The organism is Acetobacterium malicum subsp. dehalogenans DSM 11527 (genome assembly GCF_000472665.1).
GTDB lineage: Bacteria > Bacillota > Clostridia > Eubacteriales > Eubacteriaceae > Acetobacterium > Acetobacterium malicum.
Genome location: NZ_AXAC01000026.1, coordinates 46,843 through 71,417 on the forward strand (window position 1 = coordinate 46,843; position 24,575 = coordinate 71,417).

General features: G+C 43.5%; 23 protein-coding genes. 18 read left to right on the plus strand and 5 right to left on the minus strand.

The window, feature by feature from the left end:
* Window positions 1-340 precede the first annotated feature (340 nt).
* The 11 genes from A3KS_RS0111075 to A3KS_RS0111140 all read left to right on the plus strand — a co-directional run bounded on the left by A3KS_RS0111075 (window position 341) and on the right by A3KS_RS0111140 (window position 11,637).
* Window positions 341-1,141 carry a PASTA domain-containing protein gene (locus A3KS_RS0111075; protein ID WP_169727702.1) on the plus strand — a complete coding sequence of 267 codons (801 nt, stop codon included), beginning with the start codon at window positions 341-343 and terminating at the stop codon, window positions 1,139-1,141.
* Between the two features lie 45 nt (window positions 1,142-1,186).
* Window positions 1,187-2,230 (plus strand): hypothetical protein, encoded by a 1,044-nt coding sequence (locus A3KS_RS0111080; protein WP_026394983.1) that lies wholly within the window; start codon window positions 1,187-1,189, stop codon window positions 2,228-2,230.
* A 119-nt stretch (window positions 2,231-2,349) separates the two neighbouring features.
* Window positions 2,350-2,934: a hypothetical protein gene (locus A3KS_RS0111085; protein ID WP_026394984.1), complete on the plus strand. Its 585-nt coding sequence runs from the start codon at window positions 2,350-2,352 to the stop codon at window positions 2,932-2,934.
* Between the two features lie 262 nt (window positions 2,935-3,196).
* The gene (locus tag A3KS_RS0111095; protein WP_026394985.1) at window positions 3,197-4,405 is read left to right on the plus strand and encodes a hypothetical protein; all 1,209 of its coding nucleotides are present in this window, start codon (window positions 3,197-3,199) and stop codon (window positions 4,403-4,405) included.
* Window positions 4,406-4,456: 51 nt separating this feature from the next.
* Complete coding sequence (locus A3KS_RS0111100) at window positions 4,457-5,083, plus strand: hypothetical protein (protein ID WP_035356023.1); 627 nt, start codon at window positions 4,457-4,459, stop codon at window positions 5,081-5,083.
* Window positions 5,084-5,332: 249 nt separating this feature from the next.
* Complete coding sequence (locus A3KS_RS0111105) at window positions 5,333-6,064, plus strand: LEM-3-like GIY-YIG domain-containing protein (protein WP_026394987.1); 732 nt, start codon at window positions 5,333-5,335, stop codon at window positions 6,062-6,064.
* Window positions 6,065-6,184: 120 nt separating this feature from the next.
* Window positions 6,185-7,027: a GNAT family N-acetyltransferase gene (locus A3KS_RS23195; protein WP_084504975.1), complete on the plus strand. Its 843-nt coding sequence runs from the start codon at window positions 6,185-6,187 to the stop codon at window positions 7,025-7,027.
* Between the two features lie 89 nt (window positions 7,028-7,116).
* Window positions 7,117-8,058 carry an alpha/beta fold hydrolase gene (locus A3KS_RS0111120; RefSeq protein ID WP_026394988.1) on the plus strand — a complete coding sequence of 314 codons (942 nt, stop codon included), beginning with the start codon at window positions 7,117-7,119 and terminating at the stop codon, window positions 8,056-8,058.
* A 141-nt stretch (window positions 8,059-8,199) separates the two neighbouring features.
* Window positions 8,200-8,757 carry a GNAT family N-acetyltransferase gene (locus A3KS_RS20950; RefSeq protein ID WP_035356026.1) on the plus strand — a complete coding sequence of 186 codons (558 nt, stop codon included), beginning with the start codon at window positions 8,200-8,202 and terminating at the stop codon, window positions 8,755-8,757.
* A 276-nt stretch (window positions 8,758-9,033) separates the two neighbouring features.
* A complete protein-coding gene (locus A3KS_RS0111135; protein WP_026394989.1) occupies window positions 9,034-10,728 on the plus strand; it encodes a S8 family serine peptidase in 1,695 nt (564 codons plus the stop codon).
* Between the two features lie 282 nt (window positions 10,729-11,010).
* Entirely contained in the window at window positions 11,011-11,637 is a 627-nt protein-coding gene (locus tag A3KS_RS0111140; protein ID WP_026394990.1) for a DsbA family oxidoreductase, read from the plus strand.
* 410 nt (window positions 11,638-12,047) lie between these two features.
* On the opposite strand, the gene A3KS_RS0111145 is transcribed toward A3KS_RS0111140, so the two are convergent.
* Both A3KS_RS0111145 and A3KS_RS20955 read right to left on the minus strand, forming a co-directional pair.
* Window positions 12,048-13,808 (minus strand): carbon starvation CstA family protein, encoded by a 1,761-nt coding sequence (locus A3KS_RS0111145; protein WP_026394991.1) that lies wholly within the window; start codon window positions 13,806-13,808, stop codon window positions 12,048-12,050.
* Window positions 13,809-13,961: 153 nt separating this feature from the next.
* Window positions 13,962-14,849, minus strand: a complete 888-nt coding sequence (locus tag A3KS_RS20955) for a hypothetical protein (protein ID WP_051355821.1) — start codon at window positions 14,847-14,849, stop codon at window positions 13,962-13,964.
* Window positions 14,850-14,923: 74 nt separating this feature from the next.
* Between A3KS_RS20955 and A3KS_RS24355 the strand changes: the two genes are divergently transcribed.
* Window positions 14,924-15,019, plus strand: coding sequence for a hypothetical protein (locus A3KS_RS24355; protein WP_487249272.1), 96 nt, complete (start codon window positions 14,924-14,926; stop codon window positions 15,017-15,019).
* Window positions 15,020-15,227: 208 nt separating this feature from the next.
* Here the strand turns inward: A3KS_RS24355 and A3KS_RS23200 are convergent, their stop codons facing one another.
* Both A3KS_RS23200 and A3KS_RS0111165 read right to left on the minus strand, forming a co-directional pair.
* A complete protein-coding gene (locus A3KS_RS23200; protein WP_084504976.1) occupies window positions 15,228-15,464 on the minus strand; it encodes a 4Fe-4S dicluster domain-containing protein in 237 nt (78 codons plus the stop codon).
* Window positions 15,465-15,668: 204 nt separating this feature from the next.
* Window positions 15,669-16,562 (minus strand): PLP-dependent cysteine synthase family protein, encoded by an 894-nt coding sequence (locus A3KS_RS0111165; protein WP_026394992.1) that lies wholly within the window; start codon window positions 16,560-16,562, stop codon window positions 15,669-15,671.
* A gap of 177 nt (window positions 16,563-16,739) precedes the next feature.
* On the opposite strand from A3KS_RS0111165, the gene A3KS_RS0111170 reads away from it, so the two are divergent.
* The 5 genes from A3KS_RS0111170 to A3KS_RS0111190 all read left to right on the plus strand — a co-directional run bounded on the left by A3KS_RS0111170 (window position 16,740) and on the right by A3KS_RS0111190 (window position 21,441).
* A complete protein-coding gene (locus A3KS_RS0111170; RefSeq protein ID WP_026394993.1) occupies window positions 16,740-17,750 on the plus strand; it encodes a diguanylate cyclase in 1,011 nt (336 codons plus the stop codon).
* A gap of 116 nt (window positions 17,751-17,866) precedes the next feature.
* Window positions 17,867-18,199, plus strand: a complete 333-nt coding sequence (locus A3KS_RS0111175) for a hypothetical protein (protein WP_026394994.1) — start codon at window positions 17,867-17,869, stop codon at window positions 18,197-18,199.
* A 134-nt stretch (window positions 18,200-18,333) separates the two neighbouring features.
* On the plus strand, window positions 18,334-20,217 hold the full coding sequence (locus A3KS_RS20960) for an aldehyde ferredoxin oxidoreductase family protein (protein ID WP_035356029.1): 1,884 nt from the start codon (window positions 18,334-18,336) through the stop codon (window positions 20,215-20,217).
* A 27-nt stretch (window positions 20,218-20,244) separates the two neighbouring features.
* Complete coding sequence (locus A3KS_RS0111185; RefSeq protein ID WP_084504978.1) at window positions 20,245-20,535, plus strand: ubiquitin-like small modifier protein 1; 291 nt, start codon at window positions 20,245-20,247, stop codon at window positions 20,533-20,535.
* Window positions 20,536-20,961: 426 nt separating this feature from the next.
* The gene (locus tag A3KS_RS0111190) at window positions 20,962-21,441 is read left to right on the plus strand and encodes an AraC family transcriptional regulator (RefSeq protein ID WP_026394996.1); all 480 of its coding nucleotides are present in this window, start codon (window positions 20,962-20,964) and stop codon (window positions 21,439-21,441) included.
* Window positions 21,442-21,573: 132 nt separating this feature from the next.
* On the opposite strand, the gene A3KS_RS0111195 is transcribed toward A3KS_RS0111190, so the two are convergent.
* Window positions 21,574-22,899, minus strand: coding sequence for a C45 family autoproteolytic acyltransferase/hydrolase (locus A3KS_RS0111195; RefSeq protein WP_026394997.1), 1,326 nt, complete (start codon window positions 22,897-22,899; stop codon window positions 21,574-21,576).
* A gap of 224 nt (window positions 22,900-23,123) precedes the next feature.
* On the opposite strand from A3KS_RS0111195, the gene A3KS_RS20965 reads away from it, so the two are divergent.
* On the plus strand, window positions 23,124-24,497 hold the full coding sequence (locus A3KS_RS20965; protein WP_084504979.1) for a phosphatidylserine decarboxylase: 1,374 nt from the start codon (window positions 23,124-23,126) through the stop codon (window positions 24,495-24,497).
* Window positions 24,498-24,575: the final 78 nt, after the last annotated feature.

The window sequence follows — 24,575 nt, forward strand, 5'->3', positions numbered from 1 at the left end:
TCTCGTTCATGTCATAAGTGCTTTCATCAAATGACCAAGGACTAAAATTTAAGTAATACGCGAAATTTACAAGTTCTGTATTAGAGAGAAGGATGAGATGTTTTTCTAAATACGGAGAAAGTGAAAGAAATGCGATAGCATGGAAAGAATGAAAATAGGTAATGAACTGGTTATCAGCAATCCAGGCGTGGGCATATCAACGCGAGTAAATGGTGTTCTTGGTAAAAATAGTGTGGAAACAGGATTAGGGTTCGATCGATTCGCAACCTTTTTTCATAAAGGCTTTGGTTGTCCAATTAAGTTGAGAAAGTTGAGGAATTAATAAATGAAGGGCGGGAAAATGATGGATATGACGAAAATCGTGAAGTATGGAAAAGCTGCAGTTAAAGTGATTGCGCCAAGTGCTTTGGTTCTTATAGAAAAAACAGGTACTGAATTTATTGAAAAACAGAAAAACCTTATAAAAATACCTGATTTAAAAGACGTCTATATTGATGAAGCATTGCGAGTTCTAAAAGACGAACTAAATTTGATTCCAACATCGGCGATTGCAAATCCTAATTTAGCGTATGTTGATGAAAGTGAAAATGAAGTGATGTATTCTGAACCAAGATTCGGCTCGCGGGTCAATCCAGGAACGGCAGTTAAGGTTTACTATCTCACTCAAGAAGTAATTGATAAGAGCAAAAAGTTATTAGAAACCGTTGTTCGTGAATTTAAAGTTCCGAGAATCATTGGAGCTAATCTCTATGAAGCACGAGAAGACCTTGAACGCTTAGGTCTAAAAGTTGCTGCGAAATTAGAAAAACCAAGCTTGAAATTTGTCAGCAAAGAAGATGGTCAGGTCACTCGAGTCACTTATCCAAATGATCAAAAAATCGGCTCAAAACTAAAAACCGGCGAGCGCATTGTGCTTTATTATGTCAATGAAGAAATAATCTTAAAGAGTCGGTCGATAAAAGATAAAAAAGATAAAGAACGGAGTGAAATACTCAATAAAATCGGTAAAGTTACTAAAGACGTATCAGATGGTGTTTGCAGTGGGGTTGTGGATGTCCCTAAAACAGTCGCTAAAAAAATCGGCAAACCGTTTGCAAAGAAAAAATCAAATTCAGATAAGAGAAAAATAACGATTAAGTAGTCGGTGCCAGAACATCAGAGCAAAATATTTTTACAGAGGTATGATATGAAAATAGAAGTCGGCGAATCATTGATGCTATCATGGCTGCGGCATGTAAAAGAATGCCAGATCGCCCAAACCAACTGGAAAGCATCATCACACTGGGAACTGAAAAATCAGGAAAAAATCGAACAACTGCTGAATAATTCTGCAAATTGTTTTAGCAAAAAATTCGGTTATGATCTGTTTAAGGCCAACAGCGGTTTGTCACAGATTTTGGCACAGGCGGAAATTGATGCGCTTGGCATCACTTCTGATGGGGCACACAGTAAAATTTATGCAGTTGATGTTGCCTTTCACGAGGCGGGTCTTAACTATGGATCGAAAGAGGAAACGGTAACCCGTGTCATTAAAAAATGCATTCGCACGGCAATGTGTATTTATGGGTACTTTGGTTTAAGTAGTGGCACAATTATTTTTGCCTCGCCCAAAATTAATCCGAGTGTTATGATAGCGATCAATGAATGCATGTGTGATATGACTGCGGTTTTAAAAACGGCTGATCTTGATTTTGATGTGCGGATCATTGCCAATGATGATTTCAGGGAGAGTATTCTGGAACCAGTTTTGAGCATGCTTGGTGAGGTTTCAGATACATCCGAATTATTCATGCGAAGTTTGCAGATGTATAATCTATTTGTCAATACTGAAACCAGCGTCAACAAGAATCGGAGGGCTTCATCGCCTGGACGGATTTCGCCAGAAATGGTTAAGATTGAAAATACCGATTTTGATGGGCTCAAAGAAATGAAAATTGGTGCGATTGTCAGAACAGTCTTTCGGAATATGCTTGAAGATGGTGCTGTTTCACCCGAAGAAGTTGAAAAAATGCAGACCCGAGAATATTCTAAGGAAACTTTCGATATTCAATTTCCGTTATTATTAAAAACGGAAACAACTGGCGGGATTAAGCCGGTCAGATATTATGCAAACCCTGTATGCATTTATGGCATCAATTATTTTCTCTGTTCAGAATGGTATGAAGTACCTGCAAACAATGATCGACCTTATTTGATGAAGTGGCTTATTCTACACAAAAAGAGCAGGTGATTAATTGCGAAACATTTATTGATATCGCAAAAAGATTAGATGCTCGTAATGCCATGCTTAATGAAAATGAGATTGACCGGTAAATCAATCAGGGAGAAGTGAAAGGTAATTATAATTCAATGAAGAAACCGAAAGAAATACAAAAATCATGTGTAACTATAGCCAATATCATTAACGAAAGCAGCAAAAAAGATGATAAATTTGATTTATTGGATTTTATGCAAAGATCGGTTAGTGACGCTGGCGTTAAAGAAATAAAAAACGTTAGCAGGAGTTTTCTATTAAATGGTAAAAAAGAAAATGGAAAGATAAAATTTGTTTATGACAAAGATAACTCTGGTATTGTGTACGGTTTTGCAATGCGATTAAATGATACGGAATTGGAGATGTTATTTAATGAAGCAAAGAAATTGAAAACAGTTCGGTTTTCAAAAATAGAAGAAATTGAAGAAGTTAGCAAAGGGATATATCTTTTATATTGGGGATTAAGTGATTTACTGATTGGTAGATTAATTGCTCATATAAATGGGCATAAAAACAACAGCAATTTACATTTATGCAACTATTCATTTTTTAATGCGAAAGAACTATTTTACGCAACGATTGCTGTTACAGACAAAGCCGTTTTTGAAACTTATTTGATTGATAAATATCCGCCTATGCTTAAAACAATGGGCCGGAAAAAAGTGCGAAAAAAGATATAACAGGGGGTTGCTTTGGTTGCTATTTTAAAAAGGCATACCCAGTCCAATTGAAACAAAAAACGACTGGGTATCTATTGGACGAAAATGATTGATGATTTTATTATTTACGATATTTAATCATCTGGATAGCGATTTGAAAATGAGAGCCATCGAGGCAGCATTTTTCATGATTGGCTATCAGGGCAACGATTAACTACTGGTGTAGACATGCTTGACATAGATATCAAAAGCAAAAAACTCATATTTCTGGAGGAAATGATTAATGGCTGAGAACATTAAAAAAAATGAGATCGTAAAAGCTATGATGAATGTTGAATACTATTCTGCTGATCTTAAAGATGAAGTGGCGTTAGAAAAATGTACAAAACTACCATTAGTAAGTATTGCTGCGTTGGGTACAGCTTTTGCTACCTTACCTGCAGCATTTCGAACCGTTACCCAAACGCTTGAAACCGGTGGAATGGAAGGTTACTACAAGGCTGTCTTCCCGGAAGGTGTTTTAGGAGAGCTGGCAAAAGCGAAAGATGGCACTGGATTTCGTGGACTCATTCAGGGAGCAAATGGCCAAATTACTGGCCAACCGGTATTTGTACCGGCAGCAAGTAGCTCCGTAACCTTGACCACAAAAATGGCTTATAATCCTACGTTGCTGTTAATAGCCGTTGCACTGATCAGTATCGATAAAAAACTAGCAGAAATCCTTGAAACTTCACAGGAAATATTTGAATTTCTGAAACAAAAAGAAAAAGCAAAACAGCGGGGTAACCTGAATGTTTTGGAGGATGTTTTAAATAATTACAAATTCAACTGGGACAATGAAAAATATAAAACCAACAAACACATTCATGTTCAGGAAATCAAACGGGAGGCAGAGCAGAGCATTATTTTCTATCGGGAACGGATCGTTAAAAAAATGAATAAAAAAATAGGGAATCTTTTCATTCATCATGATCAGGATGTCAAAGGCAAGCTGGAAGAAGTTCAAGCTGAGCTCAAAGAATATCAACTGGCGTTATATTTATTCGCCTTTTCGTCCTTTCTTGAAGTGATGTTACTGGAAAACTTTGGATCGGCATACCTTGAAGGTACCGTTCATAAAATAGAGGATTATTCTTTTCAATATCGTGAATTATATACAAAATGCTATAACCAGATTGAAGAATATGCCAAGTCTTCGATCAATTCATCTTTGCTAGATGGATTTGCATCCATGAATAAATTTGCCGGAGATGCGGTGGCAAAGATTCCCTTTATCTGTGATTCACAGATTGATGAAACTCTGATTGAAGCAAGTAACCAATTGGGGAAATTATGCTCAAGAAAAACCGAACAGACGATGAAGCAATTTGAAAACAACCAAAATAACTGTGTCCGTCCATTCGTAGAAAATATCGATACCATCAATAGGCTGTATAATCAGCCAATGGAGCTTCTTTTTGATCAAGAGAACATATATCTGATTCCAGCATAAAATTGCAACAAGCTTATATTTTGATAAGATAAAGAAGGAGGCCACTCAATCATGATTAAATCAACTTTCAAAGGTACGATCATTTCAATCCAACCCCGCATCCGTCTAACGAGGTCCTTCGATGAAGCCTCTCATACCTACCTTGGTTATGCTATTATGTTAGAAGGGGAACTCGATGGCGTGGAAACGACTTTTTCCATCGGTATCGGCAAAGCAGCTCATACCAAACATCAATTCAAAGTCAATGATATCGTTTCAGGTGAATGCGTCCCAGTTCCTGATCCGGATATGGAGCCGGTTGACTATTATAAAGTTTCAAAGCTTAGTGTTATCGCTGAGGGAGAACCGGGCAGCACATTATCACCCTGGGAACGGGTGCCGCCGGAGCTGGACGTTTACAGGGAAAGAGGACACCGCAGACTGGCAGCAAGAACCTATGATACGAAGTGTCGCAGTTGTATGTGGGGCTGCCGAATGCCAGTTGAAATCATTGTCGATAATTGGAATCCGAGAGGGCGGAGAAAGTATCGGTTTGAGACGTTCTGCTATGGTCCTTTAAGTTGCAAACTACATAAGGCTGGTCCTAACCGTAAGGTGGAAGGTCGGAATGGTATGGTGTACGTTGAGGAAGATTGGGTAGACCAGATGGCCGTAGAGCATCGCGGAGAAGATGAGTAGGGTTGAGCTGGATTCGGAAAACAGCAACAAACCCCACGCCAATCAAAATTAATCGCCCTCCTGTTCATTGAGAAGGCGAATCGGTGGTATTTTTATTATGCTGCGGTATGATGAAAATCGCTCACTGAGATTTCATCGGCCAATTTTTTAGTAGAATTTGCACGGGTTGCCATGGGCTGTAGTCACAGTGCCAGATAAACTTAACAAATGATAATAAAACCCAGTTATTTTACGACGAGGTAATAATGAATGAAATTTACGACTGAACAAATCGAGTTTTTAAAATATTACGTTTATATCTACATGGATCCGGATACGAAAGAAATTTTTTATGTGGGAAAAGGAAAAGGGAATCGCGTGTTCTCACATCTTAAAGATGATTCAGATTCCGAAAAAGTCAAAAAAATTAAAATGCTTCAAGCAGATCATAAAGAACCAGTCATAGAAATATTGATTCACGGTTTGGAGAATGAAGAAACAGCCCTTAAAGTGGAAGCAGCGGTAATTGATTTAATTGGACTGGACGGATTGACGAATCGAGTCAAAGGACATTATAGTAAACTATATGGGCGCATTGGCGTTGAACAATTGATTCAGAGGTATAATAATGAAATTGCAAAGATTGTTGAGCCAGTACTTCTTATTAGAATTAATCAGGCATTTTATTATGGCATTACCGAACAAGAACTTTATGATGCAACAAGAGCCCGGTGGAAGTTAGGTCTTCGACGTGAAAAAGCTACCTACGCAATGGCAGTTTATGAGGGTATTATTCAGGAAGTATATACAATTGCTGGTTGGTTTCCTGGTGGAACCACTTATAATTGTATCAATATCAATTCAAACGTTGACACAAGTCGCTGGGAGTTTGTGGGGAAGATTGCTGACGAAACAATTAGAAAAAAATATTTGAACAAATCGGTGGCACATTATTTTAAACAAGGTAACGCAAGCCCGGTAATTTATGTAAATGTTGATTAAACAAGAAAAGTCTGTGAAGGATTACTTTTGATGGCCGGCCCTAGGCACACTTTACGTTTTGATCATCCTTTACGTTGTCTGACTTTGATTTGAAGCATTTATAGTATAAAAGGAGTTATCATGTTTTCACGAACCTGGCATGGGATTGTGCCGCTTAAAATGCGGGCGGCGTTTGAACAATATGAATATCAAACCGGTGTTAAAGATACCCTGGCCATCCCGGGCAATCGGGGTGCTTTTTTAAAAATTGTCGAGCAGGGTGAGGTTGCTCATTTTTTTCTCTGCACAAAATGGGATTTAATGGCCAGCATGATTGCTTATGCCGGGCAGGAACCGGCGATTGCGGTGACTTATCCCGAGGATGAACACTATGGCTTGATTTCCGATCCGATTGTGATCATTCAGGAAGTCGTGGATGGTAGCGATCCGTTCACAGCCCAAGACGATATCAGGCGGCAAAGCAAGGCAAAAAAAGCGGTGCAACACGAAAAAACCCCAACCACAGCGATCACCTATCGAAGCGGCGATGAATCGCTGTTGGATGACATCCGGGAGCTGTGGGAAGCATTGAACCGGCATCATCGCGATGCTGCGGTAAATTTTAAATCCCACTATGAAGCGTTTACGTTTGCGATGCGTAAAAAAAATCTGCTCCAAAAGGCTAAAACTGGGCAGCTGCGAATCGAAATTGCAGTTGATCAGGAAATCGCTCAAAATGTTGGGTACTGTATTTCCCGGGTTGAATTTTCCGGTGATGCTGAAATGGAATCCCTATATGTGCAGGACGACTATCGTGGATTGAGTCTTGGTGAGACATTGTTAAGCAATGCCATTGCCTGGATGGATGAAATGGGGGCCCACACGAAAACCGTGTCGGTGGCAGTCGGCAACGAAAAAGCCTTCAGCTTTTATGCGCGGTTTGGTTTTTACCCCAGAAAAACCCTGCTGGAGCAGATAAAATAGGGTGCGAGCCCGGTGCCCGGTCAGGCGCACTTAACTTAAGATCATCCGGCTGCATGACAGCTTGATAATAAATTTACAGGAGGAAGACAATGGCATTTGAAGAAAGAAGTTTCAGATCATTTAACGAAAAGGATACAGTCCAGGCTTGGATTTACAAACCGATTCGCAAACCTCGGGGGATTGTTCAAATTGTCCATGGTTTTGGCGAACATTCACGACGCTATCTGCATATGATTCTTAAGCTGAATGAGGCTGGCTTTGTAGTTGCGGCAGACGATCATGTAGGACATGGTAAAACCGCCGCGGAATCCGGCAACTGGAGTGACTGGGGAAACAAAGGCTATCTGACCATGGCTGAAGATGAACACAGCCTGCGGAAATTAGTTCAGGCCGACTATCCCGACCTGCCTTATTTTATGTACGGTCACAGCATGGGCTCGATGATTGCTCGGTCTTATGCGACAATTTATGGGGAAGGCATCGACGGTTTGCTGCTCTGTGGAACCTCGTCGATTTTTCCGAAGACTCAGGAGTTGGCGGCAGCATTGCAAAAGTGCATCGATGAAGGCAAAGGCGAAGAAGTTGATCCCAGTTATTTAGGGGTTCTTTTCGAATGGATGACTGACCGCATCACGAATCCCCTGACCCCCAATGATTGGATCGCCGGTGATCCGGATATCGTTGCTGATCATGCCAGTGACCCCTTCAACAATTTCACCAGCCCACCGAATATTCGCTCAACCTACGATTTTATCATGATGATTGATAGTATTCTTGGCATCCCGTGGGCCGAGAAAGTTCCGGCTGCCATTCCGGTTTATAATATTGCCGGTGATCAGGACCCCGTCGGTCTTTTCGGAGAAGGTGTCTATGCGGTGTCAAACTGGCTGGCAGATACCGGAAATCAGGTCCAAACAAAGATTTATTCTGGGTATCGTCATGAAATCCACAATTATCGGGACATTCGTGATGAGGTCGAAGATGGCATGATCGACTTCATCAATGCGATCATTGCGACGAAGGAAAACTGATTTTCGCAGCAGACGTGTGATTGTGAGGGAATAAATGGAACCAGTCAAGACAATCAAAGAAATGCATCAAATGAAGCTAAACATACTTTTAAAAGCGGTCGTACGGCTTCCTGAAGTGCTGTGATTTAATGGAGTAATAAAATGATTTTAATAAAAGAATGTTCAGTCGATGATTTAATGGACTATCAAAAAATATCCCGCCAAACCTATTGGGAGACCTTTGCCGGCATGAATACGCAAGCGAATATGCAGGCTTATTTGGAGGAGGCGTTTAATTTAGAAAAGCTCAGAAGTGAATGGTTAAATGAAGCCTCATTTTTTTATTTCATATTTTGTAATGAACAATTGGCAGGATATATGAAACTTAATGAAGGCAAAGCACAAACCGATCTTCATGATCCCTTATCACTTGAAGTCGAAAGAATCTATGTTTTGAAGGATTTTCAGGGAAATGGATTGGGATGGCAATTGATGGATAAAGCAGTAGCGCTGGGAAAAGCCCGGAAACTGACCTATCTGTGGTTGGGGGTCTGGGAGGACAACAAAAAAGCCTTGAGTTTTTATCAAAAACACAACTTTTATAAAATCGGGTCACATGATTTTATAATGGGAGATGAGATCCAGACGGATTATCTGATGAGAAAAGACCTCATCATTGATGAAAAATGCGGATCACTTGACATCTCATTACACAAGTAATTTGACGCTTCGATTACCAAAGACTGGAAAAAAACTCCATCTTTTAATCGAGGAAAATGCAAGACAAGGATGGCGGTTAGTACAAATTTTGACTGTCATGGTATTGTTGGAAAAGGGACTGTAATGATTGGCTGATTCAGATGTTGCACTGACATTGGGGGGCGGACCCTTTGGCGGTGGCATCGAACCATCGACTTGACTGGTTTCCGTGGTATCACCGGTCTCGAACGTTCCCGAGTTATATTTGAATCATAGACGTTAGAAAGAAGGCATACGATGAAATTTAAGAAGTGTATTATTGGGCTCATAGTAGTTTTAATTCTATCCGGTTTACCAATCGGAGTGGTCGCTGCCAGTCAAGGCATCCAAAGTTATAGTCAAGTCAAGAACTTGGCAGATGATTCGAACATAGAAGACGAAATTGTGGTGATTTATCAAAATGATGGCTCGGTTAAAGATCTGGGGCTGACAACGAGTCAGATCGCAGCTGGCGAAAAATTAAATGATCAGGTTGATATTATCAAAGTCAAGGATGTGAACCAGATCGATGCGCTGGTTTTGGAGCTGCTAAAGAATCCCCGGGTGCTGGCCGCACAAAAAAATGCTTGCCTGAAATTTGTAGCCCTGCCAAACGATCCCCAATTAGCGCAAGGATGGCAATTTGAAGGGATCGGTGCCGAGAAGACCTGGGATCAGGTTAATAATGAAGACACCGTTGTCGTAGCGGTTCTCGATACCGGTCTTAACACCAATCACCCGGATATCGTTGGCAAAACGATCGCCGGTTTTGATTATGTCACAGGAACAACCGAGGTGACCGATGTGGTTGGTCATGGTACCGCAGTCAGTGGCTGTATTGCAGCGCTTGCTAATAATGGGCTTGGCATCGCCGGAGTGGCCGGGACAGCAAATATTAAAATCGCCCCGTACCGGACTGGTGGTAAAACGGTCGATGATTATGAAGCCAACCTGGGTTATGCCTGTGCCGCCCTTTATGATGCGGCCAATCGACCAGAAGTTCGGGTCATCAATATGAGCTTTGCCGGATATGAGGATTTTCCAGCCCTTGAGACTGCCATCGCTTATGCGGCTAACGCCGGCAAGATCTTAGTGGCGGCTTCCGGAAATGAAGGCGGTGATCCTGAAAATGCTGGGAAAATGGCGATTCCTTCCAGCTATGACAACGTCATATCGGTTGGCGCTACGGATCGGGATAATGTAATTGCCGATTTTTCCCAACATAATGAAATGGTTGATCTTTGTGCGCCCGGTGTCGAGACCACGACCCTGTGGGATCAGGATGATTATATCACCGCTTCCGGGACATCGCTTTCATCACCTGTTGTGGCGGGTGCCTGTGCTGTTTTAGTAGCGGCTGATGAGACGATTTCGTCGTCTAAGGTTGAGGCGATCTTAAAAGATACGGCCATTGATCTGGGGGAAAATGGACGTGACGATTATTATGGTTACGGCCTCATTCAACTTGATCAAGCGTTGGGCAAAGTGATACCAATGGCAACGACCGCCTATCGTACCTATGTTCAAAATAAAGGATGGCTTCCAATTGTTGAAAATGGCGAAATAAGCGGCACCGAGGGTGAATCCCTGCGCTTAGAAGCGGTTGAGCTGAACGCCAATGCCATCAACTCCAATATTGGGGTTCGGTATAAAACCCATGTTGAAAATCAGTGCTGGCAGAATTTTGTGGAAAATGGCGAAATAAGTGGCACCGAGGGTGAATCGCTGCGCTTGGAAGCCATTGAAATTGAATTAACCGGGGTAGATGCCGATCGCTTTGATATATACTATCAGGTTCATGTTCAGAATATGGGTTGGATGGATTGGGCAAAAAATGGCGATCCGGCCGGAACAGAAGGTTTTGGTTACCGCATGGAAGGGATCAAGATCCAGTTAGTTTTAAAAGGAAGTGAAGCACCAGGGAAGGTAGAGCGACCTTTTGTTAAGAAATAAAGAGCTGAAATCTAAAATCAAAAAAGTCTCAAAACTTAAGCCCTGGTGACAGGCTCACTTAATTTATACAATTAATTTCAGGAGGATTTCTACAGACAGGTCATCGGAACCAGAAAGTACCACCCTAAATCCGAAAACCATCGCCGCCATCGCTGGACGGTTGATTCATCCACCGCTTGTGGGGATGCTAATGAAAATAAAAGAATTCGGAAACATAAGTACCAGCCATACTTAACTTAGTTGAAAGGTCTTACCAGTGGTAAGAATGACAAGGTAAAAACAGTGAAAATCGAAATTTGGTCAGATTATAGTTGTCCTTTTTGTTATATTGGAGAAAGAAAGCTTGCTTTAGCGCTTGAGAAAACAGGCATGAAAGAAGCGGTTGAGATTGTCTTTCATTCGTTTGAGTTAGATCCGAACGCAAAAAAGAGTTATGATGAGAGTATTTATCAACTGATCGCCAAGAAATATGGGATGAGCATGGAACAAGCAATCGCTGCAAATAATAATATTATCAATGCTGCGAAAGCGGTTGGTCTGGCATTCAATTTTGATAAATTGCAGCCAACTAATACTTTTGATGCCCACCGGTTGTCACATTATGCTAAGGATCAAGGCAAGTTGAAGGCTTATACAGAAGCCGTGATGAAAAGCTATTTTACGGATTCATTGAACATTTCAGACTTTGGCGTGTTAACGGCAATTGCAGGCGAAGTGGGACTCGATCGGGCAGAAGCATTACGAATTTTAGAATCATCAGCTTTTACAGACGAGGTCAGGCAAGATGAAGACAATGCCCATTCGCGTCAAATAAATGGCGTGCCCTATTTTTTGTTTAATGGAAAAGAGTCCATAAGTGGTGCCCAAGCAGTGGATACCTTTGTGGCCGTGATTGAAGGGTTGAAATAGGTAAAGGTACTTTTCCAAGAAGATGAAGCGGACATGACTGCTTTTCAGATCATCCGGCTGTTTGACAGCAGAACCGCATTGGTTTTTCCAAACAAAATAATAAAGCGGTGGATAATATTTTTGATGAAGCATCGCTAACCGGTAATTATTTGCCGATGGCACGGTTACGGCATTAAACATTGGGGTCGGGATTATTATAAAAATTAGGTATCGCGTCTGAAACAGTGGCGTCTTTTGAAAAATTTAATCGTAAGCAATGGTAGAGCATGCGGTACATGCCATCAACGATTTGTTAATAACAATTGATCATTGATGCCAGTCACAATTTACTTGTGTAAACAAACGCCGGCAGGTCGTTTTGATGATCATCTCAAAACACCGGCCGGCGTATTTTGTTACTGAGAATTTTATTATTGTCCGCTTTTTTCCAGCACCAGACTGGTATTTGTGAATCTGGCATTTTTGATCAGCGCCGGGGTACACTCAATCACAACCCAGATGGCCAGCACCAGATAAACCAGGGCGAGGGCGGGGACCACAACATTCGTTCCGACCGGCATTACAAAGACTCCGTTGACAAAGGTGTATGAGGCAAAAATATTGACCAGTGCCCAGATGCTCATACTCAGCATAAAGACGGCCGGGATAAATGTGGCCAACCAGGCTTTGCCGTACTTTGAGGTTCGCTGGAGCCAGACGGTGATACCGACCAGCGCCAGCGATGCCAGCAGTTGGTTGGAAGCTCCGAAGGTTTTCCAGAAGAGACTCCAGATGGCCACCGGTTTTCCGGTTGGATCGGTCAAGCTGATGGACATCAGTGTCAGCGGAATTCCACCGATGAGCAGGGTTGAAATAATCCGTCCCGACCAGCCTTTGATATGGGTGATTTCCTGAAAAATATAGCGGCCCAGTCGGGTACAGACATCCAGGGTATCATAGACAAAGGTGGTAAAAGCCATTAGTCCAAAGGAAATACCAAAGGACTTGCTAATGCCAATGAGAGCCATGAATGAACCAAGGCCATTGGCGTAGATGAAATTTGGCGACTTGCCCAACAGGGCATCGCCTTGGGGCAGGATCATCACTGTTGACAGGGCAATCAGGGCGACCACCGCTTCAACCAGCATGATCCCATAGCCAATCGGTTTGGCATCACTTTCTTTGGCTAATTGCTTCGAGGTGGTGCCGCTGCTGACGAGACTGTGAAAACCCGAACAAGCACCGCAGGCGACGGTAATAAACAGCATCGGGAACATCGGCCGCCAGAATTCTTCAGACCCGAGGACACTGGTGAAACCGGGATACTGGACTTGAAATCCGCCAAAGATAACACCGATAAAGGAAAAGATCAGGGTGATATATAAGAAATACCCGCCTAGGTGACCGCGGGGCTGCAATAAGGCCCAAACCGGCACGATCCCGGCGATGAAACAGTAGGCGATAATCACAAAATTCCAGATTTTCTGGGCATCCTGAGGTGTATTCAGTCCGAATACCTCCTGAAGATTGAAGGGGATGTATTGCCCAATCCAAATCGAAATCCCGACTAAGGGGAGAAAAATAATTGTTGCCACACTGAGTTTCATTTTTGTGAATTTCAGTAAAAAACCCATGATTACCGGCAGGACCAGGTATAAAATGGATGAGGTTGCGGTGGCTCCGCCACCAATTGATTTTCCGTCAGCTAATTCCACGGAATTAACAAATGACGAGGTGGTAATATCGGTAAAGGCGACAATAATCATAATCAAAGTAAAGAAAATGAAAATATTAAAGAGAATCCACACCCGCATGGATACGTACTCCTTCATCGTGTCGGCGATCCCGGTGGCCTTATGCCGAATCGAGGTGACCAGCGAGCCCATATCATGAACGCCGCCGATAAAAACGGTGCCAATCAGAATCCAAATCATGGTGGGAATCCACCCAAAAGCGATGCCGGCGATAATCGGACCGGTGATCGGGCCGGCCGCCGCGATGGCTGAGAAATGCTGCCCCGCTAAATATTTGGAATCAGTTGGCACATAGTCCACACCGTCTTCCATTTCCACCGCCGGGACCACGTTTTGATCGTCAAGTGCAAATATCTTCTGTGATATGAATTTTCCATAGGTAAAGTACGCAATGATCAGAAACAGCGTGCCGCCACCAACAATAAAAAGTATATTCATTAAAAACCTCCCTCTTTTTTGTCAATCCATATGAATAACAAGTTACTTATTAAAAATAACTTTATATTCATTTTTTGTCAATGTTTATTCAATAAAATATATTATAAGAGGTTTAAATAGCCCTGGTACCGGGCACTGAAATTCATACTCGAACTATTTGTTTACAATCTCGTTGATTTTAGCATATAAATCGTTTTCGTCCTTCATCAGATGTCCCTGGGGAAAGACGGTTGTCATATAATGCTGAGCAAAAGGAAAGCAACATGCTTCAAAAGGCTTCATTTGGGAATTGATAAATCCGAAATCGAGTTGCTTGATCTCGATTTGATCGACTTCAATATGTTGGGCACACTTCATTTCCATCGGATCAAAGATTAGTCCGAAGGGATCATTCCCATTGTTGTCAAGCTCTCCCGCATAATCAATTGATAAATTACCTTCAATCCATAAGCGCTGATTCAAAAAAACGCAATTATACTGATTGATATCAATGATCAAATCCATTTTGGTGCGGCTATCCTGGCCTTCAATGTCGCAAATAAGCTTGCCATTATAAGTAGTTGTAAAAACCGATTTCTGTACGGTGGAGGGCAGAAAGCCTTTCGCCGGATCATAGTGCAAAGTATTAGATTCGTAGTCACAGATCACCCAGGAGATTAGATTGGTCTTTTTATTCCTGGCAATCACATAAAGCTCGTATCGCGAACCCCAAAAAACACTCGTATGGACATTAAAACACCCAACAATCGCACAAAGTTTTTTGTCAGAATGATCAAATATCGAAATCGGCACGAGCTCATAGTTATCAGGAATGTATTCCTGGACCTGTTCTTGCGTAATTTCATAGGCTAAAAAGAGGCTATATGGTTCGACAACAAAGCCCATGTATTGATTATTTTTAGTGTTTTGCTTAATAATAAAATTTTGGATGAATTTAGGTAATTTCATTAATTTTTGAGCATTGTTAAAGGTTGTAGCAATTCCGTCCGGTGTTATTTTTTTTTCGGTTTCCTTGATAAATTCAATTATTTCGCTATTCATATGTAACCACCATCCTGCATTTTGCCTTTGCAAATATTTGATTTATTTACTAATTATTTTATATGACCGGTGAAATGTCGATCACTGCTGATACCGCTGTCAATCAGTTGGAAGTCATCGTCGAAGATGAGGACGACAGCTACAAAAAGCATTTTTATCAGGTTAAGTGACAACATTAGGTATGCTCTAGAAAACTTAGGTGAAAACATTAAAATTGGTTAAGCAGTTCTTCGGTCAAGTTTTTTACAACTCACAGGTATTAATCCTGTGACCTGTGAGTTGTTTTTTTACTCAAAAATTCGATAAAATCTTTCTCTTTACGCCATAAAATGATACAATAAATCAATTCCAATCGGTTACACCGGCAATGCGGTGCTGTTATACTCGCTGTTGGTTTGGTGGCACCCAACCAGTAGCGTCGCCGTTATAGGTTATTGATCCACTGGGGCATAAATTACCGCATCCATGACATTGATCAACGCAGCCGTCGGGAAAAATGACATGCGCTGAAGGGGCTTTCTCGGTATCATATACCCCATGGGTGCATTTATCAGTGCAACTACCGCAACTGATGCAAGAAACATAATCAATAACCGGGTACCAATGCTTAGCCATAAAAATTCTCCTCTACTATTTAAGTTTCACGTTAATATTAAACTACAAAAGATCCTAAAAATCAATCAGAAATCGATTGGGTAATGATCTTGTACCATCATGTGTTAACACACTTATAGTGTCGGAATCGACCAAACAAAGGAGAAGATTGGTTTTAAGCAGTTGGCGATACACAAAAATAGCGACCATCCTGGCCGCTAAAATTTATAGTTTAAATAAATCGGTGCTGAGATATTTTTCGCCGCGATCAGGGAAGATCACCACGATCAGACCGGAATCAATTTTTTTGGCCACCTCGGTGGCGGCATACATCGCCGCGCCACTGCTCATGCCAACAAAAATCCCTTCTTTTTTGACGATTTGCCGGGCAAAATCAAAGGCGATTTCAGATTCAACCATGATGTGTTCATCAATGGCATCGGGTTGATACAGGGCTGGAACAATAGCTTCTTCCATATTTTTAAGGCCCTGGATGTAATGACCAAGAACTGGTTGGGCTTCCACAATTTTAACGCCGGGATTGTGATCACGAAGTCCCATGCCAACCCCCATAATGGTGCCGGAGGTACCCAACGAAGAAACCAGGTGGGTGACTTGCCCCTCGGTTTGTTCCCAGATTTCCTCGGCTGTGGTGGAATAGTGGGCCAGCTTATTATACTTATTACTGAATTGATCCGGATTAAAATAACGTTCCGGATATGCGGCAATGAGTTCCCGGACCTTGCGAATCGCGCCATCGGTTCCTTCGGTTGGCGAAGTCAGGGTGACGGTGGCGCCAAAGGCTTGAATCATTTTACGGCGTTCAATGGAGACGGCTTCGCTCATGACGATTTCCAGCTGATAGCCCTTAACGGCAGCGATCATTGCCAACCCAATCCCGGTATTACCGCTGGTCGGTTCGATAATGATCTTATCCTTGGTTAAAACACCTTCAGCCTCGGCCTGTTCCACCATTTTAAGGGCAATCCGGTCTTTGATACTGCCGGTGGGGTTAACGCCTTCAAACTTGGCGAGGATTTCGACATTGGGGTTGGGGTTTAAGTGATTTATCCGAACCATCGGGGTATGGCCGATGGTTTCTAAAATATTATTATAGATGAGTGTCTTCAATTAAGTAATCCTTTCTGTCTTTCAAAATTAGTGAATAGTATTATTATAGTACAAAAATAAAGTGAAAAACAATCATTTATAAAAATTGATTAGGATTTATATTTATTAAAATTTTTGGTGCAGCAGGTATTAAATATCAATCTTTGCGTAATTTAGGAGTAGATTATGAATACGATCATTCAAAATGAAAATATCATCCCCTTCCAAGATCACTTCGACCAATATATCAAAGCCTATCTAACGGAGCGAGACTGGTCAAAAACAGCAGCCTTATTCGCGGAATCATTTTGTGGCTTTGGAACCGGTTTGGAAGAACGAACTTACAACCTGGCCGAAGCGTTATTGCTATATGAAAAGGATATCGAGTCGGCCCCCAACCAAATTCAGGTCCACTTTCATAAGCAGGAACTGCAATTAATTGATGCCAATAATGCCCTGGTTGCGGCGGAACTGGATATGGAAACCGTGATTCTGGAGCAAACGGTGAAGTTCAATAATTTACGGTTGCTGCTGGTCATGCACCGCGACGAAAAGAAGGTGGAAATTGTTGGCATGCACCTTTCCTTTCCTACTGATGTTCATGAAAGTGATGAGTCCTTTCCCCTGAAAGAGCTGGAAGAGCGGACCCATTTGCTCAGAAAAATGGTGGATCAACGCACCAAAAGTTTGAAACAAGCCTATGATGAATTGGCCGATCTGATTAACCGGGATCGCCTGACACAACTTTCATCCCGGCATTATTTCGAAGAGGCATTAATCAATGAGCAGATTCGGTACAAAAATTTCAAGCGCGACTATACGCTATTGCTGATGGACATTGATGACTTTAAAAGTATCAATGACCAATATGGCCATCCAGTGGGGGATGAAATTTTAAAATCGGTTGCTGAAATAATTCGCAAGATAGCCAGAAAAACCGACATTGTAGCACGGTGGGGCGGTGATGAGTTTGTCATCCTGCTGCCGGAAACGGAATTAGATATGGCGAAAAGGATTGGAGAATCGATCAGGGAAGCGGTTCAAAATTGCGAGTATCAGGTAGCCGTGGAGATTACCTTAAGTATCGGGATTTCCGGCTCCCAGGCAAATTGTGAAGCGCAAAGTTTGTTTAGAATCGTCGACGATGCCATGTATCGAGCCAAAAAATCGGGTAAGAATCAGATTGTTTGCGTGTGAGAAAATCGTGAAGATGCGTATCTAAGTTTTTTAACCCAGGATTAACAGCTGCACACGGCTAATCAAACTCAGCGGCATGGTGATATAACAAAGAGAGGTAAAGGAAGATGGTTAAGATGATGACAAAAAGAATGAATGCTTCACTTTTGGCAGGTGCTGTTTTAGGGGTATTTTGTATCATTGGGGCATTGGTAAGATCGGGATTTCAAATTGAATATTATCTGCTGTTTTCATTGTGGTATAACCGGCTGCTGATGGGTCTTGTGATCGGATTGCCCTGGCCCAGGATTGGAATGCCCAAGTTGCTGGTCCGGGGTGCTGTTCTTGGTCTGATCGTCTCCTTTGCTTTTTATAGTGCAACTGGCTTTACCGATGTGGTTAGTTTTTTTGCGGGGGTAGTTTATGGAGTAATCATTGAGTACCTTGCTTATAGATCGGAGCGTGCTTAAATTTTAGTTGCACTTAATTTAGTATATTGATAATATTTTCCTAAAGTGATATGATAACGTTATCAAACACCTGATCAGAAATAAATAAGAAAATGATGTGGTTAGTCATTTTTAGATTACGAGGAGGTAGTGAAATGTTTCAGGGCGGTTATATGGGAAAAGTGTTGCGGGTAAATCTCACCACAAAAAAAGTATCGGTTGAAGATTTGCCGGAAAAGATTGCCAGAGATTATATTGGTGGTGCCGGATTTGGAGTGAAATACCTTTTTGATGAGGTCCCTGGTGATGTCGATTCGCTGGGACCGGATAATAAGCTGATTTTCGCTCCGGGTCCGTTGAGTGGTACCCCGGCACCCTGTGCCAGCCGGATGGCGGTGACCACCAAATCACCACTGACCGGAGCGGTGGGGATGTCCCTGTCCGGTGGCTACTTCCCGGTGGAGCTGAAATTTGCGGGTTACGATGTATTGATCATTGAGGGGCAAGCCGACACCCCGGTTTATCTGCATATCAGGGACGACAAGGTAGCGATCAAAAATGCTGAAAAACTCTGGGGCATGGATACCCAAATCACCCAGAGTATTATCAAACAGGATGTGAATGATCACAATACCCGGATTGCCTGTATTGGTCAGGCCGGTGAAAATCTGTCGAAGATGGCGGCAATCATCAATGAACGTCGGGCCTTTGGTCGCAAAGGGGTGGGTGCGGTGATGGGTTCCAAGAATCTCAAAGCAATTGCCATTCGTGGTAGCGGTCAGGTACCCCTGGCTAATCCGAAAGCTTTTGAGACCGCCCGAAAATTTATGCTGGAAGCGATGAAACAAAGCCCGGTACTGTATCCGGAGTTTTCCAAACTGGGCACGCCGATGGTAGTGGATGCCACTTCAGCAATGGGCATTTTTCCCTCAGAAAATTATCGCAACACCGGCGAAAGGGACTATTCGACGACCATTGGGGTGGAAGCCAGCATCAGCCGCAACAAGGGCAGTGAACACTGCTATGGCTGCCCGGTTGGTTGTACCCAACTGAAACTGGCCCAGGGCCGGGGTTATGAAGGGGGCATGTCAGATCCCGAATACGAAACTTATTACAGCCTCGGCAGTGTGGTGGGTGTCGAAAGTGTCGACAGCATTATCTATAATGACATGCTCTGCGACAAGTACGGCCTGGACACCATGTCGGTGGGTGTCACCATTGCCTTTGCGATGGAGCTTTTTGAGCGGGGGATGCTGACTGCCGCGGACACCAATGGGCTTGATCTGCGTTTTGGCAATCACCAGGCGGTGACCCAACTGATTGAGGAAATCGCTTTCCGGCGCGAAGGTATCGGAGCGCTGCTGTGTGATGGATCTCGGATCATGGCCGAAAAGGTTGGCGGCGAGGCCGGCGATTTTGCTATGCATATCAAGGGGTTGGAACTGCCGGCCTATGATCCCCGGGGTGCCAAGGCTCACGGCCTTAATTTTGCCACCAGCTATACCGGCGCGGATCATAACCGCGGCTATGCCTTCCAGGAAGTCTTTGGGATACCGGTGCCCAACGCCTATGACCGCTTTGCCGTGGCTGGTAAGGGCTGGCTGACCAAGTGGAACCAGGATATTCGCTGCGCTACCACCGACTGCCCGACGATGTGCGGTTTTCTGATGGATATGGCGGTGCCGGCGATTGCCGAGCAGAATACCGCTGATCTGGTCAGCAGTGCCAGTGGTATTGCCCTGACCAAGGAGGATGTTGGCATGGTCGGGGAACGGGTCAATAATCTGGCGCGGGTCTTTAATATTTCCGCCGGTTTTACCCGGGCTGATGATACTTTTCCCAAACGAATCATGGCAGAGACCATTAAGGAAGGGGGCTCCAGTGGCCAGCGGATTTCGCAGGAAGATCTGAACCTGATGCTCGACGAGTATTATGAAGCCCGAAACTGGCGTCAGGACGGCGTACCTACCCGGCAAAAATTGGCCGAACTTGACCTGCCGGAAGCCGCTGCCGTGCTGGTAGCCCGGGGCTTGCTGTAAGATGATCGAATCAGAAACATAAATCAAATGATTACCGTAGAAATTACCACCATCATGGGCATAAAAGCCCTGATGGGTGGTAATAAGGATCAATCCCTGACCCTGTCAGATGGGGCGACGGTTGCAGAGGCCCTGGATCAGCTATGTAAAACCTATGGATTGCCGCTACATGAGCGTATCTTTAACGATGCCCAGCAGCTAAATCCCGGCATTGTGGTGTTTGTTAATGGTTGCGTGATCTTCGCTCTGGATGGCCTTGAGACACCATTACAGGACGGAGATGCGGTGTTGATCTTTCCACCGGTCGGTGGGGGCTGAAAAACAATGCTGAGTGGAAGGATAGAGAATGCCCCCAGACTGCGCTGGGCATGGCACCGGATCGGATTATTCAAATCTTGCGTGACGAGTATTTAAACAAGCATGGGGAACCCGTTTTTCAGATCATTTTGGATTATTTTAGAAGAAATTGATGAAATCTGTAAATCATCGGTTCAAGCGGGAATATCGCGTTTTAATTTTTATCAGCACTTAGCAGCAGAACAAGAGCAGAAATAAAGCATAGCGCTGTTTAGTAATTTTAAGATACCGATATTTTGATAACGGGTGATGCTCCTTAAATGTGAGATCGTGCGGAACAACAATTGAGTAAGTACTTTTTTAAAAATTTCGTTTCTTTTCGTTTTAAATCATGGTAAATTGCTTGTAGACCGGTCTGAATCGTTGATTGAAAGGATATAAGTAAAAATGAAGATGCAAATTGAAATGCTCCCAGAATCTGAGATGGTCTACATCCGGCGGGTGGGACCCTATGGGTTGGCGAATATCCAGACCATGGAAAAATTGAAAACCTGGGCAACAGCCAAGGGTTTATTAAATGACGCGTCAATTATGCTGGGAATTCCCTGGGATAATCCTGCCACCACCAAACCGGGAGACTGTCGCTATGATGTCGGTCTGATTATTCGGGCAGAACAGCAGATTAGTGACAATACTGTCCAAATGGGTCGGGTCGGCCCCGGAGAATATGCGGTTTTTGAGATCGACCATACGGCTGAAGCGCTGGCGCAGGCCTGGTCGGAACTGTTTTTAGAACTCGGCAAACAAGGTTATCAGCTCGATGATTCTCGGCCGATCATGGAAAGATATGCGGCCAGAATGATTAAAAACCATCGCTGTGAAATCTGCGTGCCAATCAGCTCATCGCAGTCAAAAGTGTTAGAATAGAATAATTAAGAACGCTCAAAGGGCCGGATTATAGTGTCTTTAACACATTAATTCAGCCCTTTTTGCAAGACCTCAGGAATTTAATCACCAATTGATGATTAATTCAGTTGCGGTTCGGTAGCCTTAGTTCTGTCATTCAGTAAATGGATTTTCAGTAAAAACCTCGACATAGGTGGGTTTGAGGGGATTGGAACCGGATGGTTTAAAAGCAATCCATGTTTCCAGGGTATCCATGCGGATAACCATCGATTGAATACTGGGGATATGATCGGAACGGAAGACGGCACCAGAGGGAACTGGTTTGCCATCGGTACCGCTGTATCCGACGATCTCCTTCATTTTAGCCACATCAATTTTCCCGGTCGTTAAAGCACTGGTAATATTGTTGCGGTAACTTTCCCAGCGCAGATCATCAATGGGATCATCTTCAGGGGTCGCATAATTTCCGGCCAGTCGGAAATCGTTGACGGTTGCAAGGGTGTCCTTAATACCCCAGGTGATGCCGGGTTGGAGGGGTGAATCCCAGCTGCGTAGGCCTCGTCCGGGACTGCCAATATTGTTTTCAAGCACCTGGGCCTTATCTTTATCGGCCATTAAGACCAGATGATTCATGGTGTAGCTTTCAGTTGAAAGATAAGCAGCCGCTTCTTCCAGTGTTTTAGAATTTTCCAGGGCATAACGATAATCAAAGAAATAGGATTTTTTATCGCTGGTGTCCGGGTAAGGAGCCATCGTTTCAGCATCAAGAGAAGCCACGAAAACGCGATCATCGCTGTAGCCGGATATCGGAACCAATGAACCAAGAATATTGAACATCACCAGCGACTGATCGCCATCCTTAATATAAAGGACGGTATGCATAGCCGAGGCATCATCATGCTGGAGCAGATCCCAATCCAGATTTCGGCCGATAATGGTCGCGCCGGTGGCCGAAGCATCGCCAAAGGCGGCGGCTCCGGAGCATTGGGTGGGTCGCATCACGTCGCCGAACAGCTGGTAAACCAACATTTCATTCTGTGAAATCCGGCCATCCCCCAGAATATCCTGATCATAATTAAATACAGTTTGTAAACCGATGATTTCTTCTTGATACTCGGCTTGTAAATTACTCTGAATATCGGTAGCCCGGGCGGTGCATAATTCAAAGTTTAAATCATAGCCGATCTTATCTTTGGCAGCGGCCAGGAGATCAAACTGGTCTTTTAACATGGAATCCACATGTTTTTCGTAATCGGGAAAAACCGCGACAATCGCTTTGGCATATTCCTCGCCCATTTGGGTGTGAGTCATTTGTGACAAGTCAATCTCACCATAAAAGTAGCCATCATCTTTTCTTTCCAGCGTGACAAATGCTGAATTGGAATCCTCGCTTGTTTTTTGTGGCTGACATCCCAGAGCCAGCAAACCCAGGGTAGCGACCAATAAACATAATACTGCTAGTTGCTCTTTTTTTCTCATGCATGCATTCTCCCTTGTTTATTATTCTAAAACTATTAAGCAATGTATACCCATTCAACTAAAGAATAAGCAGATCACAATTATTTGCAATGGTTGGGATTAAAGTTGATCAATTACGATAGCAGGAAAATTGATTATTTTCCTGGAACGAGAATAATTTTTCTTATAAGGGTATAAAGACTCAGTATGTAAGACGCGAGATAAATTTATTCAGGAGGAAGAGAATGAAAAGATTATTGTCCCTGTTTCTGGTTGTTAGCTTGCTGTTGCTGTCAACCCCTGTCGTATGGGCCGAAAACCCGGTCCATGAGCCCATCACGACAGAACTGATCGTCATGGTGGAGCATAACCCGGAGCTCGAAACGCTATTGGTCAAATCGATTGACCAGGCCAAAATAGTCAATCCCGACAAAAATTCCAATCCAGTTCAATCGTTGGATGAGTTTTATGACTTTATTGACTGGGCCGCTAAAGCCATGCCCTGGACCATCCTGCCCAATGTTGGCAGCGAGTATCCGGGTCTCTACGATCAGATCGATCAGAGCCTGGATTATTTTTACTACATTACCGATCAGCCATTAGAAGAGCTGGAAGATATGGGGTATTACAATAATTCGCTGCAATACCATGAGCCGTACCGCTCCTGGATGATTAAATTCACCAAGGAATGGGGGGAATATCTGAGCACGCCGGCATCCTGGAATGATAGCTATTATCAAACTGCCTATAACAATCCGGATTTTGGATTACAGAACGGCTGGTATGAAGATCCGTCCAACTGGCACAGTTTCAATGATTTTTTTAGTCGTTATCTGGTTTCGCCCGCAGTCCGTCCGATTGCTTCGCCTGAAGACGATGCCGTGGTGGTGGCCCCCGCTGATTCAGTACCTCAGGGGGTCTGGCAGATCGACGGGGATTCCCGGGTAGTCGGGGACGGGGTGAAAATAAAATCCCTGACCTTTGATTCGATTCCCTCATTGCTGGGCGCTGGCAGCGCTTATAGTGACGCCTTTGCTGGTGGTGTCTTGACTCATACCTTTCTGAACGTTCAGGATTACCATCGCTTCCACTTCCCGGTGAGCGGAACCATAAAGGAGGTTAGAAGTATCTACCAGGACGATGCCGTGGGTGGGATTACTTATTGGGACGAGGAAGCCAACCGCTATATGCTCAACGCTGAAGACTATGGCTGGCAGGCGGTGGAAACCCGGGGCTGTGTGATTATGGAAACGGCAGATTATGGTCTGGTGGCCCTGCTACCAGTGGGGATGTCCCAGGTTTCCTCAGTTCTTTTTGAAGAGAACATCAAACCCGGGACGGTCGTGAAAAAGGGTGATATGCTGGGCTATTTTCTCTTTGGCGGTTCGGACTATGTCATGATCTTCCAGAATGGTGCCGGTTTTGAAATGAGCGCTGCTAAAAATACCGATGGTGAAGGTTATGCTCATCTGTTGATGGGTGAAGCCTATGGCGTTATGACCGGTACCCCGACAGCCTATGCCGATCCTGCAGTCTGGGAAAATGCCATTGCCGTGATTCTGACGATCGTTTTGGTCGGCGGCGTTGCGGTGGCAACGAGAAAACCAAAAGCTGTTTGACCAACAGTGATCGAAGTAGAAATAAATAAAAACAGTTATTGCAGCGGAGAGAAAATTCAGCATCAAAAAAGCCGTCCT